Source organism: Chryseobacterium piscicola, assembly GCF_900156685.1.
Classification (GTDB): domain Bacteria; phylum Bacteroidota; class Bacteroidia; order Flavobacteriales; family Weeksellaceae; genus Chryseobacterium; species Chryseobacterium piscicola.
In genome coordinates, this window is sequence record NZ_FTOJ01000004.1 from 243,599 (window position 1) to 260,210 (window position 16,612).

The 16,612-nt window shown below is 34.8% G+C and carries 15 protein-coding genes; 7 read left to right on the top strand and 8 right to left on the bottom strand.

Features of this window, described 5'->3' with window-relative positions; all coding sequences use genetic code 11:
- The first annotated feature begins 2 nt into the window (after positions 1–2).
- Positions 3–1,004: an alpha/beta hydrolase gene (locus tag BW939_RS08565; RefSeq protein WP_076451611.1), complete on the top strand. Its 1,002-nt coding sequence runs from the start codon at positions 3–5 to the stop codon at positions 1,002–1,004.
- A 235-nt stretch (positions 1,005–1,239) separates the two neighbouring features.
- Here BW939_RS08565 and BW939_RS08570 read toward each other — a convergent pair whose 3' ends face one another.
- The 3 genes from BW939_RS08570 to BW939_RS08580 form a co-directional block, all read right to left on the bottom strand.
- A complete protein-coding gene (locus tag BW939_RS08570) occupies positions 1,240–1,629 on the bottom strand; it encodes a hypothetical protein (RefSeq protein WP_076451612.1) in 390 nt (129 codons plus the stop codon).
- An 81-nt stretch (positions 1,630–1,710) separates the two neighbouring features.
- Complete coding sequence (locus tag BW939_RS08575) at positions 1,711–4,047, bottom strand: ATP-dependent helicase (protein WP_076451613.1); 2,337 nt, start codon at positions 4,045–4,047, stop codon at positions 1,711–1,713.
- 78 nt (positions 4,048–4,125) lie between these two features.
- Positions 4,126–4,866, bottom strand: a complete 741-nt coding sequence (locus tag BW939_RS08580; RefSeq protein WP_076451614.1) for a hypothetical protein — start codon at positions 4,864–4,866, stop codon at positions 4,126–4,128.
- Between the two features lie 114 nt (positions 4,867–4,980).
- Between BW939_RS08580 and BW939_RS08585 the strand changes: the two genes are divergently transcribed.
- From BW939_RS08585 to secG, 3 genes are all read left to right on the top strand, one after another.
- The gene (locus BW939_RS08585) at positions 4,981–6,294 is read left to right on the top strand and encodes a M16 family metallopeptidase (protein WP_076451615.1); all 1,314 of its coding nucleotides are present in this window, start codon (positions 4,981–4,983) and stop codon (positions 6,292–6,294) included.
- A 116-nt stretch (positions 6,295–6,410) separates the two neighbouring features.
- A complete protein-coding gene (locus BW939_RS08590) occupies positions 6,411–8,456 on the top strand; it encodes a M16 family metallopeptidase (protein WP_076451616.1) in 2,046 nt (681 codons plus the stop codon).
- Between the two features lie 122 nt (positions 8,457–8,578).
- Entirely contained in the window at positions 8,579–8,947 is a 369-nt protein-coding gene (gene secG, locus BW939_RS08595) for a preprotein translocase subunit SecG (RefSeq protein WP_076451617.1), read from the top strand.
- A 234-nt stretch (positions 8,948–9,181) separates the two neighbouring features.
- Here the strand turns inward: secG and BW939_RS08600 are convergent, their stop codons facing one another.
- The gene (locus BW939_RS08600; RefSeq protein ID WP_076451618.1) at positions 9,182–10,021 is read right to left on the bottom strand and encodes a glycosyltransferase family 2 protein; all 840 of its coding nucleotides are present in this window, start codon (positions 10,019–10,021) and stop codon (positions 9,182–9,184) included.
- A 1-nt stretch (position 10,022) separates the two neighbouring features.
- Positions 10,023–10,634 (bottom strand): recombination mediator RecR, encoded by a 612-nt coding sequence (gene recR, locus BW939_RS08605; RefSeq protein ID WP_076451619.1) that lies wholly within the window; start codon positions 10,632–10,634, stop codon positions 10,023–10,025.
- 175 nt (positions 10,635–10,809) lie between these two features.
- On the opposite strand from recR, the gene BW939_RS08610 reads away from it, so the two are divergent.
- The 3 genes from BW939_RS08610 (at position 10,810) to BW939_RS08620 (ending at position 13,578) form a co-directional block, all read left to right on the top strand.
- The gene (locus tag BW939_RS08610) at positions 10,810–11,415 is read left to right on the top strand and encodes an LURP-one-related/scramblase family protein (RefSeq protein ID WP_076451620.1); all 606 of its coding nucleotides are present in this window, start codon (positions 10,810–10,812) and stop codon (positions 11,413–11,415) included.
- Positions 11,416–11,430: 15 nt separating this feature from the next.
- Positions 11,431–11,919: a hypothetical protein gene (locus BW939_RS08615; RefSeq protein ID WP_076451621.1), complete on the top strand. Its 489-nt coding sequence runs from the start codon at positions 11,431–11,433 to the stop codon at positions 11,917–11,919.
- A gap of 213 nt (positions 11,920–12,132) precedes the next feature.
- Positions 12,133–13,578: an aminoacyl-histidine dipeptidase gene (locus tag BW939_RS08620; RefSeq protein WP_076451622.1), complete on the top strand. Its 1,446-nt coding sequence runs from the start codon at positions 12,133–12,135 to the stop codon at positions 13,576–13,578.
- A gap of 182 nt (positions 13,579–13,760) precedes the next feature.
- Here BW939_RS08620 and BW939_RS08625 read toward each other — a convergent pair whose 3' ends face one another.
- From BW939_RS08625 to fahA, 3 genes are all read right to left on the bottom strand, one after another.
- Positions 13,761–14,441, bottom strand: a complete 681-nt coding sequence (locus BW939_RS08625) for a hypothetical protein (RefSeq protein WP_076451623.1) — start codon at positions 14,439–14,441, stop codon at positions 13,761–13,763.
- Positions 14,420–15,241 (bottom strand): flavin reductase family protein, encoded by an 822-nt coding sequence (locus BW939_RS08630; RefSeq protein ID WP_076451624.1) that lies wholly within the window; start codon positions 15,239–15,241, stop codon positions 14,420–14,422. The genes BW939_RS08625 and BW939_RS08630 overlap by 22 nt, the downstream gene beginning before the upstream one ends.
- 118 nt (positions 15,242–15,359) lie before the next feature.
- Positions 15,360–16,607 carry a fumarylacetoacetase gene (gene fahA, locus BW939_RS08635; protein WP_076451625.1) on the bottom strand — a complete coding sequence of 416 codons (1,248 nt, stop codon included), beginning with the start codon at positions 16,605–16,607 and terminating at the stop codon, positions 15,360–15,362.
- Between the last annotated feature and the right edge of the window lie 5 nt (positions 16,608–16,612).

The following is a 16,612-nucleotide window of genomic DNA, read 5'->3' on the forward strand; positions in this document are numbered from 1 at the left end:
TTATGATATTTTTTGAAAACTTGAATTATAAGATAAGAAATCTACTTTCTTTTGTTTTAATATTTGCATGTACAGCGCTACTTTGGTCTCAGAAAATAGATAAAAGTATATTATTAACTGAAAATTCAAACTTTACAGAAAACATCGCCTATAAAAATGATGAAAGCGGAAAAGAAATTTATTTGGATATGTATCTGCCCAAAAATAGCAGTTCCGAAAAAATTCCTGTTGTAGTTTTTGTTCACGGTGGAGCTTGGGTTGAGGGTGATAAAATAATTACAGCAGATAATTATGTGGAGCATACGATGCTGATGCTTTTAGAAAGAAAATACGCAATTTTAAGCATCAATTACAGACTTTTGAATGAAAGTACCCATTTTCCTGCACCTATTCAAGATACAAAAGATGCAATACGCTGGGTTAGAAAAAATGCAAATCAATATAATTTTGATGTGAATAATATTGGGATGTGGGGTGTTTCTGCTGGTGCACACTTGTCTTTGCTTAATGCCTATACGCAAGATGATGATTTTATAGGCTCTCCGGAATTGAAGCCTTTTTCATCAAAAGTAAATTATGTGGTTGATAATTTCGGACCGGTAGATATGAATCGTCTTTTGCATACTAAAGCTCCGAAACCGCTACTCGCAACTGTAGGTTTAATTTCGAAAAAAATTATTGATATCCGTGGAAAACTTATTACAGGAATTACGGGTCTTGATGCCCAAAAAGATAAAAAACTTGTCGTGGAGTATTGTGAAACAATCTCTCCCATCAATTACTCTAAAAATGCAGTTCCCACTTTAATTTTACACGGAAATAAAGATAAAATAGCTCCCATAAGACATTCGATAAGACTGAAAAAAAGCTTGCAAGAAAATGGAATTGAGCATCAATTTGTGACCGTTAAAAAAGGAATTCATGGCTTCTATAATACAGAGCCCGCTTATCAATCTCAACTCAATAAAATAATGGTAGATTTCATCGTTTTGCACACAAAATAGCGCTCTTTGCTCATTTTCGCAATTTGCTTTCCGTTTTTAAAGAATTTTTTTAGAAAATTTAGAGATTTTTTGCGTTGGTTTTAAGGCTTTCTTATTGGTAGGTTAAGAAAACAGTAAGTGGTTGCTGATGCTGAAAACTTTAAATATGGCTTTACACGTAGAGAATATGAAAAATTGGTGGCTAAGAGAGTTTGTAATTATATTATAATAAAATGAGGCAATTGGTTTTGCTTCTCTATTCTTTTTTCAATCTTCTTACTATTTTTGAACAACTTTCAGCACCAATAAATCTTCCATTTTTATCAACCTCTTCCAAAATTAATTTATGGTCATCGAGTTTGTATTTATAAAAAACACTGTCTGATGTTTTGGAATTAATTAATAAAATTAAATTATTTCTGGTGATAATATATTGATCTTTGCTCTGTTTTCCATTAATTGATTCCCGATATTCTCCATTGCTGTAAAAACTTAAAATGTATTCAAAATCAGTTTTTTCATTAATATTCTCCTTATAAGTTTCGCATTTTGAATCTATTAATTCCCAAGAACCAATAATGGTTTTATCCTCCGGATTGTCGCAAGAAAATAGTAAAAAAAGCAGACAAAAAACTAAAATTCTCATTGGTTTTTTTGAAAATCGCCCACTTTAATTTACATTTTACAATTGTGAAATGTTTTAAATAAAGTGATGTTTTTTTTAGGGCTATATCTTCGTCAGCTTAGCATATTTTAAAATCAAATTCTTCTCACCTTCATGCAAGAAAATCACTTTAGCTTTGATGTTTTGCGGATCAGTTCCGTCTAAAAATGCAACTTCGCCAATTCCGAAACGGTCGTGTCTTACTTTGTCGCCCACCTCAATATCCTGAGAAGAGGCTCCGCTTGGATTAATGATTTTTGCGGTGGCTACGGGTTTCAATTTTCTTGGTTCTGCAATCGGTTTGTTGTTTTCACTTTTAGAAATCGTTTTCTTTTCTACTTTTTTAAAGCTTCTTATTTCCGAAGGATGCTCATCAAAAATATTAGAAGTTACTCCAGAATTATTGATAAATCTCTTTTCCAATGCTGGGTTAAGGAATTCTAAAAAGTGCCCATCAATTTCGCTTAAAAACCTTGAAGGCTCGGCGTCGGTAATTTTTCCCCATTGAAATCTTGAGATGGCGTACGAGAAAAACACTTGTTTTTCAGCTCTTGTTAAGGCAACGTAGAATAGGCGTCTTTCTTCTTCCAGATCTTCTCGGGTTGCCGAACTCATAAAGCTTGGGAATAGATTTTCTTCTAATCCAACCAAATGTACCACCGGAAATTCTAGACCTTTTGACAAGTGAATGGTCATCAAAGAAACCATATCATCTTCATCATTGTCTTTTTTCTGTGTATCTGCGGAAAGTGCTATGTTTTCTAGAAAGTTGGGCAAACTTGGGTCTCCATCTTCAATCTGTTGTTGTTCTTCTATGAATCCCTGCATAGAGTTCATTAATTCCTGTACATTTTCTACACGTGAAATTCCTTCAGGAGTTTGATCGTCTTTTAAAAATTTTATCAAACCACTTCGCTTTGCCACTTCCATTGCGACATTGTATGCTGTTTCTGTTTTAAGTAAAACTTGAAACGCTTTAATCATCGACCAAAAATCACTCAGTTTCGTTAAAACTCCGTTATTGAATTTCAATTGTGGCGAATACATTCCTAGATTGTCTAAAACTGCTGATACTGGAAGGTTTTGAGCATCTGCAAAAACAATCAGTTTATTTTGAGTAGTTTCGCCAATACCTCTTGCAGGATAATTAATGATTCTCATCAAGGCTTCAGAATCGTTTTCGTTAACCAAAAGACGTAAGTATCCAATTAAATCTTTTACCTCTTTTCTTTGGTAAAATGACAGTCCGCCATACACTTTATACGGAATATTTTTTCGTCTTAAAGCATCCTCAAAAGCTCTTGTTTGTGAATTGGTTCTGTACAGAATAGCAAAATCGCGGAACATTTTCTGCTCAGTATTTCGAAGTTCCCAGATGTTTCCGGCTACAAAATTGGCTTCATCGGCATCAGAAAGTGAACGGTAAATTTTTATTTTTTCGCCTTCTTCATTTTCACTGAAAACATTTTTTTTAAACTGCTGTAGGTTTTTAGAAATCACCACATTTGCTGCGTTTACAATGTTTTGTGTAGAGCGGTAGTTTTGCTCCAGAGAAACAGTAACAGCTTCGGTATAATCTTTTTTAAAATTTAGAATATTGTAAATATTGGCACCACGGAAAGAGTAAATCGACTGTGCATCGTCTCCCACCACGCAGATGTTTTCAAATTTTGAAGCCAGAGCTTTTACAATTAAATACTGAGAGTGATTCGTATCCTGGTACTCATCCACCAAAATATACCTGAATCTGTCTTGGTATTTGGCCAAAACTTCTGGAAATCTTGTTAAAAGTTCATTGGTTTTCAACAACAAATCATCAAAATCCATCGAGCCGTTTTTGTAACATTGTTCCACGTATCGCTGATAAATCTGTCCGATATGTTTCATATTGGCCTTTTCGTCAGCTTCCATCAATTCAGGATTGTTGAAGTAGGCTTTTACGGTGATGAGGTTGTTTTTATAATTGGATATTCTAGCCTGAACTTTCTTTGGTTTGTACAAGTCCGCATCGATATTCATGTCTTTCAATACTTTTCTGATGACATTCAAAGCGTCTTGCTGATCATAAATTGTAAAGTTGGATGGATAGCCAAGATAATGCGCTTCACTTCTTAAAATTCTTGCGAAAACAGAGTGGAAAGTTCCCATCCAGAGGCTTCTCGCATTGCTTTGTCCCACTACTTTTGCAATACGTTCTTTCATTTCTTTTGCAGCCTTATTGGTAAAGGTCAACGCCAGAATGTTGAAAGGATCGATGCCATTCGTAATTAAATGGGCGATACGCATTGTGAGAACACGCGTTTTCCCGGAACCGGCACCAGCAAGTACCATCAGCGGGCCTTGGAGCGTGGTAACAGCTTCAAATTGTGATTCATTCAGTCCTTTCAAATAATCCTCCATAATGCAAAAAAAATAGGATTACAAAGGTAGGATTTTGGGTTGGGAATGCAAAAGGCTTGAAACAATTTAATTATGGCCCTATTCCTGTAAAGTGATATCATTCCATTTACCATCTTTGTACTGATAAAGTTTGCTTACAGATTTCTTGTATATGTTGTCTACATCATAACGATAATTCAGAGAAACTTTATTGCCCAGTTCGTTTCTGAAGTACAGTTGTAGGGTATTAAAGTTTAGTTCAGGATATTGATCGACGAGAATGAGATTTTCTTTATCATTAAAAGGGAAGTAGTAAAAGTGATGATTATTTGGGGAACTATCTTTGTACAATCCAGATTTTTGCTTTTTTGTCTTCTTGTAAATTTTCCTTAGTTTTGAATTTTCAGCTTCTGAAGCTTTTTGGTAAAAAAAATATCCGAAAGTGGCATTTCTGGGAATTACATTTACTCTAAATTTTTCAACGATTTTTTTAATGTTTTTCTGAGTCCAGAACAGATGATCATTATAAACAGGATTTTCTGCAAGTCGCTTGAAACAGCAATCACAGGGTTCCATATAAAATATAGGTTTTTTCGCCTCATAATAATCTTCTATGTAAACCACCAGATTGGGTTGTGAAAATTCATTTTTATCGAGGTCGGCAATGATTTTTTCTGCAAGCTTATCATAGTTCACTCTTTTTGATTCTTTTAATAGTTGAGAGTAGAGTAAACTGTCTTTTTTTTCAAGCTTCTCACATTCGTAGGGATCTTTCAATTTTTGTGAAAGCGCCTTGGATGAGCAAAAAATTAAGAAAACTGAAATGAATATGAGTTTCATGTTTTAATTTGAATAAAAGTAATAAACATAAATATACTTTTTAATTATTAAAAAAATTCTTCTTTTGTAACATTTAAAGTAAATTTACCACCAATTGACAAACAATTTCTATTTATGAAAAAACGACTTCTTACTGTTGCAGCGGCTGCTTTTTTTGGAGTAATGCTGAATGCACAACAAATCAAATTCGAAGAGTATGATTTACCAAACGGTATGCACGTAATCCTTCATCAGGATAATACTGCGCCTGTAGTTACCACAGCTGTAATGTACCATGTAGGTGCAAAAGATGAGGTGAAAGGAAGAACTGGTTTTGCACACTTTTTTGAGCACCTTTTGTTTGAAGGAACTCCCAATATTAAAAGAGGAGAATGGTTTAAACTTGTATCTTCAAACGGAGGTCAAAACAATGCCAATACTACGATGGACAGAACGTATTATTACGAAACTTTCCCGTCAAATAATGAGCAGTTGGGTCTTTGGATGGAAGCAGAAAGACTTCGTCACGCTGAGATCAACCAGATTGGTGTAGATACTCAGAGAGAGGTAGTAAAAGAAGAAAAAAGATTGAGAATGGATAATCAGCCTTATGGGAATTTGATGAATGCCATTCAACAAAATCTATTTACCAATCATCCGTACAGTGGTTCTGTAATTGGGTCTATTGAAGATTTGAACTCTGCTAAATTGCAGGAATTCAGAGATTTCTATAAAAAATTCTACGTTCCAAACAACGCTACTTTGGTAGTTGCCGGAGACATAAAGCCTGAGCAGACTAAAAAGTGGATTGCGGAATACTACGGAAGCATACCTAAAGGAACTGTAACTCCTAAAAACTTCCCTAAAGAATCTCCTATCACTCAGGAGACAGAAAAAACTGTTACTGACCCGAATATTCAGCTTCCAGCTTATATTTTTGCGTACAGAAGCCCTTCAAATAAAGAAAAAGATTCTTATATCTTAAATATGCTTTCATCTTATTTAAGCAGCGGAAAATCTTCTATATTATACAAAAAGCTGGTAGATCAGGAGAAAAAAGCATTAGAAGTACAGGCTTTCAACCTTGGAATGGAGGATTATGGTGTGTTTGGTTTCTTTGCCATCCCAATGGGAGCTACAGAAAGAAAAACTCTACAAACAGACATTGATGCAGAAATCAAAAAGCTTCAGACTACATTAATCTCTCAGGAAGATTATCAAAAACTACAGAATAAGTTCGAAAATCAGTTTGTAAACTCAAACTCGAGCATACAAGGAATTGCGGCTTCATTAGCTACAAACCACGTCTTAATGGGAGATACCAATTTGATTAATAAAGAAATCGACATTTACAGATCTATCACAAAACAAGATTTGCAAAATGCTGCCAAGAAGTATCTTAATTCTAACCAAAGAGTAATCATTAATTACGTACCTGAAAAAAAGTAATCATTAAATAGATTATAAGATATTAGATTTCAGATAAAAGACTTATTATTCGTCTTCATAAATCTTAATACAATGATCAGTTTAAATAAAGGATTATTAAAATTAAATTTTTACAAATGAAAAAGCAATTAACATATATAGCTGTAGCATTTTTATTCACAGGAATGCTTTCTGCACAAAAAATTGACCTTAATGCAATGCCGAAAGCGGGTCCTACGCCTACAATCAACATTGCTCAGCCAAAGACTTTCCAGTTAAAAAATGGTTTAACAGTAATGGTGGTTGAAAACAACAAATTACCAAGAGTAAACATGAGCCTGTCTATGGACAGACAGCCTTACTATGAAGGTGCTGTAACCGGAGTAAGCGAAATTATGGCAGATCAGTTGGGTAACGGAACAACTACTTTAAGCAAAGACGAATTCAACAAAAAAGTAGATTTTCTAGGTGCAAACTTAGGTTTCAACACCGGAGGAGCGTCATCTAATTCACTTTCAAAATATTTCCCTGAAGTTTTAGCTTTAATGGCAGATGCTATTATTAATCCTAAATTCTCTGCTGAAGAAATTCAAAAATCAAAAGACAGATCTATTGAAGGTATCAAGAGTGAAGAAAAAAATGCTTCATCTATTGCTTCAAAAGTCTCTAATGCTTTGGTTTACGGAAAAAATACCGCAAGAGGAGAGTTTGAAACTATTGAATCAATCAACAAAATTCAGTTAGCCGATGTACAAAGTGTCTATAAAAAATACTACGCTCCAGACAACGCTTATCTTGTGATTGTAGGTGATGTAAAGTTTGACAAAGTAAAACCAATGGTTGAAAAAGCTTTCGCCAACTGGAAAAAAGCAAACACCACTTTCTCTTCTCTTGAGCCGGCTGCTAATGTTGCTAAAACCGAAATTAATATTGTAGATGTGCCTACTGCAGTACAATCTGTAGTATCTGTAGGAAATATCAACAATCTGAAGATGAAAGATGCTAATTATTTCCCTGCAACTATTGCCAACTACATCCTTGGTGGTGGTGGTGAAGCAAGGCTTTTTATGAATCTCCGTGAAAAAAATGGGTTCACTTACGGTGCTTACTCAAACATGAGCGCAAGCAAATATTCTCCAGAATTTTCTGCTGATGCAAGCGTGAGAAATGAAGTGACAGACAAAGCAGTGAAAGAATTTATGAACGAAATCAACGGGATTTCTACTGTGAAAGCTGATGAGTTAGCCAACGCAAAAGCAAAACTGAAAGGAAGTTTCATCATGTCTCTTGAGCAACCTGCAACTATCGCAAGATTTGCTGTGAGCCAAAAAGTAAATGATCTTCCGGCTGATTTTTATACAAACTATTTAAAATCTATTGATAAAGTAACTGTTGCAGATGTTTCAAACGCTGTGAAAGCTACAGTTTATCCTAGCCAGAGCAGAATTTTTATCGCAGGTAAAGCTTCTGATATTTCTGAAAGTTTAGAGAAATTAGGTTACCCTGTTAAATATTTTGATGCCAATGCCAATCCTGTGGCAAAGCCCACAGCTCAAAAAGTGGATGCCAATGTTACAGTAGCTTCAGTAGCAGATAAATACATAGCTGCTATTGGTGGTAAAGCAAATTTGGCTAAAGTTTCTTCTTATAGCATGACAGCGACTATGTCTATGCAAGGACAAAATATTGACATTAAAACTGTAAAAGCGCAAGGAGGTAAAGAGCTTACATTGGTATCTATGGGAACAATGACTCTTCAAAAACAAGTTTTCGATGGGAAAACAGGATTTTCTGAGCAACAAGGACAAAAAGTTCCTATGGCTAAAGAAGAAATTACAGACAGAATGAAAAATACTGAATTGTTTGAAGAACTTGGCTTTGCTAAATCTGCAGATATGAAAATTGCAGGTATTGAAAAAATTGGTGGCGAAGATTCTTACGTAGTAAAAGGTGGCGACACTACTTACTATTACAGTGTGAAATCTGGTCTTAAAACAGGTGAAACAAAAACGGTAAAAAACAATGGGCAGGAAATGACGATTCCAACACTTTTTTCTAATTACAAAGATGTTGCAGGTGTGAAAATGCCGTACACAATTACCGTAAACCAAATGGGTATGGATATGACGATGGAAGTAAAATCTATCGAAGTAAACCAAGCGAAAGATGCTGATTTCAAATAATAATCAACATAATTAATCTGAACGGCAACTTTTGTTGCCGTTTTTTATTTTAACAAGGATCTTTATTTTGTCGTTCGCCAAAAAAACATTAAATTTGCCCATTCAAAAAGATATTAAAATTAATGGAAACTATATTTATACTATTGATGGTTCTTATTATGATTGCCAGCGTTTTATTGGTAATCGTTATTATGGCACAGAACCCTAAAGGAGGCGGCCTTTCAAGTACTTTCGGAGGTGCTTCATCTGCACAATTTGGTGTACAAAGAACCAATGATTTTATGGAAAAAGCAACCTGGACTCTAGGTACTATTATCATTATATTGATTTTGGTAAGTGTTGTTGTAACAGGAAAACCTTCTGTAAAAGCACCAGCTCTTCCAACTCAGAAAGAAGCACCAGCATCTCAAGGTGCAGCGCCAGTACAGTCTACTCCCGCTACTCAAGGTGCAGCTCCTGTACAATCTACTCCAGTAGCTCCAGCAAAATAATAAAAAAGATATTGATATAAAAAAGCAACTTCATCAGAAGTTGCTTTTTTATTTTACTTATGTTTAGATTACAGTTTCATATTACCCTAGATTTCAAAATCTCTGTTATTCTAAAATTAAATTGTCTGAAAAATATTGTATAAGCACAGTTCTTTTGCAAATGAAGTTTGTTTTCAACTGTGTAATCATAGTTTTGCGAGCATAACGTTTAGTACTCTTTGTATTGAGCTCAAATTATTTAAGCTTAATCTGCTCTATCTTATGTCTTAATTTCAACCCTGCTTTTAGAAAAGAATACTGCATCGGCTTTTGATGCTTATAATACTTGTCTATGAAAATCTGCATGGCTCCGTAGAATCTTTCGAGATAGATTGTATCTTTTATTGTGCTTTCACCTTTATGATGGAGGATGGATGCTTTTCCGTAATAATAGTTTTTAAATCCTTTTTGAAGCAGCGTATAGCACAAATCTACATCTTCGCCATACATAAAATATCTTTCATCAAACCCTCCATAATTTTCGTAAACTTCTTTTTTGCAAAGTAAAAAGGCCCCAGTAATCACTTCCACTTCCGAAACACCAAATTCATTAATATCGTTTCGGTAGTAAGATTTTGAATTGTTTTTTTTAAAACCAGTAAAAAGTTTTTCAAAAGAATTAAACATATCCGGAATTGCTCTTTTGCTTTCAGGCAGAAAGCTTCCGTTAGCATCATGCATTCTTACTCCGAGGCACCCAAAATCAGATTGGGAACTGGCAAAATTTAAAATTTCATTTAAATAAAAACCTTCCAATTCTGTATCAGGATTTAGAATCAAGACATATTCTCCTTTGGCGTATTTTATTGCTTTATTATTGGCTTTTGCAAAACCTTCATTGTCTTCAGATGCAATAAAATGTATTTTTGGAAACTGGGGAATGAGGTCGCCCCAAGAGCTGTCTGTAGATTTATTGTCTATTACAATTACTTCATAATCAGTGTCTTTTGCGTATTTCTCAATGGAAAACAAACAATCTTTCAAAAAATGAGTAACATTATAATGAACGATGATGATTGAAATTTTCGGACTCATTTTAATCTTTTTCGTTATAAGGAAGTCTATTAACAATCGATCTGCCCAAAGAGATTTCATCCGCATATTCTAGTTCGTCTCCAACAGAAATTCCTCTGGCAATACTAGAAAATTGTATCCCCGAATTCTTAAATTTCTTATAAATATAATAAGCCGTAGTATCACCCTCCATCGTAGCACTTAAGGCAAAAATAAATTCTTTCGCCAAGCCTTGCTGTAGTTTTTTATCTATACTCGCAATATTAAGCTGATGAGGTCCTACACCTTCCATCGGAGAGATTTTTCCGCCAAGAATTAAATATTTCCCTCTGTATTTCCCTGTATTTTCTATGGCAATAACGTCGCGCACATCTTCAACGATGCAGATCAAGTCATTGTTTCTTTTTTCGTTACTGCAGATGTCACAGATGTCATAGTCGGAAAAGTTGTGGCAATCTTTACAATATTTAATCTCGTTGACTAAATTAACGATTGAATTTCCCAAACTTATCGCCCGAGAATTGGGTTGTTTGAGTAAATGAAGTGCAAGACGCAAAGCCGTTTTTTTACCAATTCCAGGTAATCCCGAAATTTCTTCAACAGCCTTTGCCAAAACTTTACTTGGATAATCCATCGCACAAAAATAAGCAAAAAGATGATGAATAAAAAACAGAATGGAATAATGGAAACCCAATTTTTAAACCAAGAAAATTTTAAATAATAAAACCTACAAAACCACAAAAAATAAAATTTAAACCAAATAATTCTCCACAAACTGTTATCTTTGAGAAACTTTATGAAAAAAAAATATGGCACTAAATAATCTAAATTATCCACTAGATTTTAAATTCAAACTGACAACCTTAGCAAGTGATTTCAACATTACAGATAAGAACGGGAATGCAGTAGCATACGTTCGTCAAAAAATGTTTAAGCTGAAAGAAGACGTAATCGTTTTTAATAATGAGAGTAAAACGAAAGAGCTTTTCAGAATTAAAGCCAACCAATGGATTGATTTTAACGCATCCTATTCTATGACTGAAATTGCCACAGGCAACAGTTTTGGAAGATTGGCGAGAAAAGGAATGCGTTCTATCTGGAAATCAAGCTACGATGTACTTGATACCAATGATAAAACAAAATTTACCATAACTGAAGATAATGCGTGGGTTAAATTTTTTGACGGAATAGTGGGAGAGATTCCTGTTGTTGGCATGTTTACAGGATATTTTCTGAATCCTACTTACACCGTAAAAGGTATTGATGGAAAAGATTATTTTAAACTAAAAAAAATGCCGTCGATGTTTGGAAGAAGATTTCAGCTGGACAGAATGGTTGATATTGATGATGAAGACGAAAGTCTTGTAATCCTTTCTTTGCTGATGATGATTTTATTAGAAAGAGCAAGAGGATAACCTAACAATTAATTTATGAAATATATTTTTGTTTTCGCCGCTGCCCTATTTTTAACAGCCTGCAAAAAAGAAACTCAAACTCCTATTGATAAAGATTCAGACAGTACCTTGGTTCTAAAAAAAGATTCAATCATGGAAAAACCTAATGATGCCATTTCGGTAGAGACTTTTCCTTTTCCTACGGAAATCAAAGAATGCTCATGCTATTTTGCACGAAACAAAAAAGATTTTGAAAACGAAAACTATATTTATGCAGATAATGCCGGAACTCTGGCGTATATGAAAATTGACGGAAAACGTCTTGCTTTACCATTGATTTCATCCAGCGACATGGAAGTAGATGATGTTTTAACCAAAGAAATTGAAAATGAAAATTACAAAATTTCTGTAAAGGGTAAAAAACTGGCAACGGAAGAGGCTATGCTTTTTGATGGAACTTTAACGTTAGAAAAAGCAGATGGAACAAAAACGGTAATTCCTATTTACGGCGAATGTGGATGCTAAAACAGCTTCTGGAAATTGGCTAATAGATTTCGAACGTTTCCAATGAAAAATGCAGAACCATAAAAAAATAACAATTTGCTCCTGAATTTCGGGAGCATTTTTTATTTCATGTGTATGTATTTATTTTATTTGTCTTATGCAATCGCCGAGTTTTAGGTAGTATTTTAGTTTCTAAATCATAGCGATTTCGTAATTTTGATAAAAATAAATTTTATGGAACTATCAAATATAGAACCGCAGATTATCTGGAAGAATTTCTCCAAATTAAATGCTGTTCCGAGACCGTCTAAAAAAGAAGAAAAAGTAATCGCTTTCATCAAAGAATTTGGTGAAAATCTAGGTTTAGAAACCACGGTGGATGAAGTAGGAAATGTCATCATTAAAAAACCTGCCACTGCAGGAATGGAAAACCGTAAATCCATCGTGATGCAATCGCATCTGGATATGGTTTGTCAGAAAAACAACGATGTGAATTTTGATTTTGAAACGCAGGGAATTCAGATGGAAGTTGATGGAGACTGGGTGAAAGCAAAAGGAACAACTTTAGGGGCTGATAACGGTTTAGGCGTTGCCACGATTATGTCGATTCTTGAAAGTTCAGACATTCCACATCCGGATTTGGAAGCTTTATTTACCATTGATGAAGAAACGGGAATGACAGGAGCTTTGGGTTTAAAACCCGGACAATTAACCGGTCAAATCCTTTTAAATTTAGATACAGAAGAAGATGACGAAATAGACATCGGATGTGCCGGTGGAATTGATGTTACGGTAAGTCAAAACTATTCAATTGAAGCTTCAAACGGACAAATTGTAAGAATTGAAGTGAAAGGTTTGCAAGGCGGGCATTCAGGGATGGATATTCACAAAGGTTTCGGGAATGCCAATATCATTTTAGGCAGAATTCTTTATAAAGGATTAGCTAACGAAAACGTTCAGTTGATTTCTATAGACGGTGGAAGTCTAAGAAATGCGATTCCGAGAGAAGCTGTTGCTTTGATCTCTGTAAGAAATTCAGGAGAATTCATTGAAAATGTGACAAACGGAATTAAAAAAGAAATTTTAGAAGAGTTTGCGTCTATCGAGGCCGGGCTTCAAATTAATATAGAAAATTCTACAAGTTCAGAGAAAGCGCTTTCTGAGGAAGATTCCAAGAAAATTATTTTGGTTTTAAAGTCTCTTCACAATGGGGTTTACAGAATGAGCCCGGATGTTCAGGATCTAGTGGAATCATCAAACAATGTGGCAAGAGTTGAATTAAAAGAGGGTGGTTTGAGAATTTTAAACCTTTCCAGATCATCGGTAGATTCATCTAAAGATTCTGTTGCTGAACAATTGAAATCGGTTTCAGAACTGGCAGGAATGAACGTGGAATTCAACGGGTCCTATCCTGGCTGGAAACCAAAACCAGGTTCGGAAATCGTTCAGATGATGGAGAAAATCTACACCGAAAAATTCTCGGAAAAACCACACGTTGTCGCTTGTCACGCAGGTTTAGAATGTGGAATTATCGGTGCCAATTATCCTGAAATGGAGATGGTGAGCTACGGACCAACCATCAGAGGAGCACACTCACCGGATGAAAAAGCAAATATTTCGTCAACCCAGAAGTTCTGGAGTTTCACAAAAGATATTTTAGCTAATATTCCTTTGAAGTAAAAGAACTGTTTTATACTAAAAAACTCCCGGAAATATACCATTTTCGGGAGTTTTCATTTTTATAAATAATTATTTCATCAAAACTTTCTACGCTTCATCAATCTCGCTTTTTACCAAAAATAGCTCAGCTACAATATGAGTATTTTATTCAGCGTATCAGTTTTATGATGGTGAAATTTTTTCTATTGAATCGCATTTTTTTTAATGTCTTTCAATATTTTATTTAAATTTTTTTGAGCCAGTTGATTAGCTGAAAAACTAAAATGTGGACCATCACTTTTCCCTTTCGCTTTGTCGGAGTACAGTTCTTCCCCGGAATATTCAGGATATATTTTCTTTCTGTCTAAAGAAGTTTCCGATGATGCTTTCTGAAAATAAATTCGCTTCAGAGTTTTCAAATCATAGATTTCAATGATGGCAAAAGCTTCATTTTTGCTGTATTGCAAAGGTGAATTGAGTTCTAAAGACGAAATCTGATCATGTACTTTTTCAGTATAAGAATTCACCAGATAGTCGAAATCCGAATTATTTTGCAACGATTCTAGTTCTTCTAAAGAAGGTGAAAATGAGACTTTAGAAGCCAGTAAATTTTGCTTTCTAGCATCATCCATCGACGTCGCTTTTCCATTGCTTAATTCATTAAAAGTTTCAAAGATTTTTTTATTGTTTTTTTCACGCTGTTCGGAACCAAAGCTTGAAAACATATTATTGATTAACCATTTTTTATCTTGATTGAATGGCAAAGACCTGCTTAAACCCTGATAATCGCGTTTCACGGGAACTACACAACTTTGTAGTAAAATGATGATTGCAATAAATAAAAATCTGCTTTTTGACAGTTTTAAAAATTTAAAATTTTCCACGCTTCATAGATTTTATTTTCTATTAATAATTTTTGAGCCTCAAGGTGAATCTTTTCATCATCCGAAAAACTGCCATTCATAAGTTCTTCTACATTGGCCAACATTCCCAAATCGTTTCCTGTAAATATTTTTGAAAATTTAATTGAATCGGGCAATTGATCAAAACCAATTCCTTTCGTTACCAAAGGTTTCGGGACTTCAAAAAGATTTTTTTCGTTATTTCTTGAATAATAATTTCCACCCAAACGGGCAACCATATCCAGTTTTGCTTGATCTATATTTCCTTCTTCATTCAGATATTCTTCTCTGATGTGGATTTTCTGAACCTCACAAATCACCAGATTTCCTGCGCCACCCTGGTCTCCCAAGGATTTTACTTCCAGAACTTTACATTCAAAATTCACAGGGCATTCTGCAATGAGTTTTGGCTTTACCCAATCTGCGTCTTTCATCGTTAAGCCTGATTTTGTAAACTCATTAACGTCGTCTCCGTATTCTGTTGATGCTAAAGAAATTTGCTGCACAATTGGAAAATTTACGGTTCCAATCACCACTTCCGGAACTTCTAGAACATTTTCCAAGGTATGTTTCGTTGTATTATCACGAACTCTTCTTGATGGGGAAAAAATCAAAATCGGAGGTACCGTACTGAACATATTGAAAAAGCTGAACGGAGAAAGATTAGGATTTCCTTCTTTATCAATTGTTGAAGCCAGTGCAATAGGTCTTGGCGAAACGGCTGTTTGCATAATGGTTTGCAGCTGAAAAGAATTTATTTCTGAAGGTATTACTGTTTTCATTTTTTAGATAAAATTAATTTGACACATGAGGCACATTATATTTCGAGGGTCTAAAATTTTAGCCCCCAAATTATAAAACTTTTGTGACCCATGTGTTAAAACTTATTTGTGGAAAAATTTATTTTGCAGGAATAATTTTGCCTGTCACTTCCCCAAAACCAACTCTCACACCATCTTTTTCAGCCCAAGCCTTCATGGTTACCGTATCATTGTCGTTGATGAATTTTCTTTCTTCACCGTTGTTTAATGTGATAGGGTTTTGCCCTCTCCATGTTAATTCTAGCATGGAACCGTAAGATTTAGGATCGCTTCCAGAGATGGTTCCACTTGCATATAAATCTCCCACTTCTACATTACATCCGTTTACTGTTTGATGGGCCAATTGCTGCGTCATATTCCAGTACATGTGTTTGTAGTTACTTTCAGAAATTAGATTTTCTTCACCATTTTCTGGCTGTAAATACACTTCAAGATTGATATCGTAATTTTTGTCTCCTTCGAATTTCAAATAATCCAAAACTTCAGGATCTTGCTTAGGAGAAGCGGTTTTGAAAGGTTCTAAAGCTTCCAAAGTTACTACCCATGGAGAAACAGACGAACCGAAATTTTTTGCCAAAAACGGCCCCAGCGGAACATATTCCCAAGCTTGAATATCTCTAGCCGACCAGTCGTTGAAAATCACCATCCCGAAAATAGCATCTTCAGCATCTTTCGTAGAGATACTTTCGCCCATTTCAGTGTTTTTATTTAGGATGAAAGCCATTTCCAATTCAAAATCCAATTGTTTTGATGGTCCGAAAACGGGTTTTTCTGCATCTGCAGGTTTCGTCTGTCCATTTGGACGGTTAATATCTGTTCCAGAAACTACAATGGATGAAGCTCTTCCGTGGTAGCCTACTGGAAGGTGTTTCCAATTGGGAAGCAATGCATTTGCGGGATCTCTGAACATTTTTCCAACATTGGTAGCATGCTCTATGCTGCTGTAGAAATCTGTGTAGTTCGGAACGTGAACTGGCATCATCATTTTTACTTGATCCAAATCGTAGAATGCTTCTTCGATGGTCTTTTCGTCTTTGGATAAGATAGAACCTTCTAATAATAATTCTTGAATTTTCAAACGTACTGCATTGGTAACAGGTTTCTCAAGTTCAATAAACTCGTTGAGCGTGTATGCTTCAAAAATATTATCATCAAGCCCTTTTATTTCTTCAAAATATCCAAGATCGTATAATGTGGCAAGATCTATTATTTGATCACCAATTCTTGTACAACAAGCGATAAATTCTTTGTTGAAAACTGCAACACCAAAAGGAATGTTGTGTATGGAAAAGTCTGAATCTGAATTATACTCTACAAATGATTTCATAAGTT

What these genes read in the sequence shown, in the direction of transcription:
- BW939_RS08565 (WP_076451611.1), top strand. Translation starts at nt 3, where the DNA reads ATGATATTTTTTGAAAACTTGAATTATAAGATAAGAAATCTACTTTCT.
- BW939_RS08570 (WP_076451612.1), bottom strand. Translation starts at nt 1,629, where the DNA reads ATGAGAATTTTAGTTTTTTGTCTGCTTTTTTTACTATTTTCTTGCGAC.
- BW939_RS08575 (WP_076451613.1), bottom strand. Translation starts at nt 4,047, where the DNA reads ATGGAGGATTATTTGAAAGGACTGAATGAATCACAATTTGAAGCTGTT.
- BW939_RS08580 (WP_076451614.1), bottom strand. Translation starts at nt 4,866, where the DNA reads ATGAAACTCATATTCATTTCAGTTTTCTTAATTTTTTGCTCATCCAAG.
- BW939_RS08585 (WP_076451615.1), top strand. Translation starts at nt 4,981, where the DNA reads ATGAAAAAACGACTTCTTACTGTTGCAGCGGCTGCTTTTTTTGGAGTA.
- BW939_RS08590 (WP_076451616.1), top strand. Translation starts at nt 6,411, where the DNA reads ATGAAAAAGCAATTAACATATATAGCTGTAGCATTTTTATTCACAGGA.
- secG (WP_076451617.1), top strand. Translation starts at nt 8,579, where the DNA reads ATGGAAACTATATTTATACTATTGATGGTTCTTATTATGATTGCCAGC.
- BW939_RS08600 (WP_076451618.1), bottom strand. Translation starts at nt 10,021, where the DNA reads ATGAGTCCGAAAATTTCAATCATCATCGTTCATTATAATGTTACTCAT.
- recR (WP_076451619.1), bottom strand. Translation starts at nt 10,634, where the DNA reads ATGGATTATCCAAGTAAAGTTTTGGCAAAGGCTGTTGAAGAAATTTCG.
- BW939_RS08610 (WP_076451620.1), top strand. Translation starts at nt 10,810, where the DNA reads ATGGCACTAAATAATCTAAATTATCCACTAGATTTTAAATTCAAACTG.
- BW939_RS08615 (WP_076451621.1), top strand. Translation starts at nt 11,431, where the DNA reads ATGAAATATATTTTTGTTTTCGCCGCTGCCCTATTTTTAACAGCCTGC.
- BW939_RS08620 (WP_076451622.1), top strand. Translation starts at nt 12,133, where the DNA reads ATGGAACTATCAAATATAGAACCGCAGATTATCTGGAAGAATTTCTCC.
- BW939_RS08630 (WP_076451624.1), bottom strand. Translation starts at nt 15,241, where the DNA reads ATGAAAACAGTAATACCTTCAGAAATAAATTCTTTTCAGCTGCAAACC.
- fahA (WP_076451625.1), bottom strand. Translation starts at nt 16,607, where the DNA reads ATGAAATCATTTGTAGAGTATAATTCAGATTCAGACTTTTCCATACAC.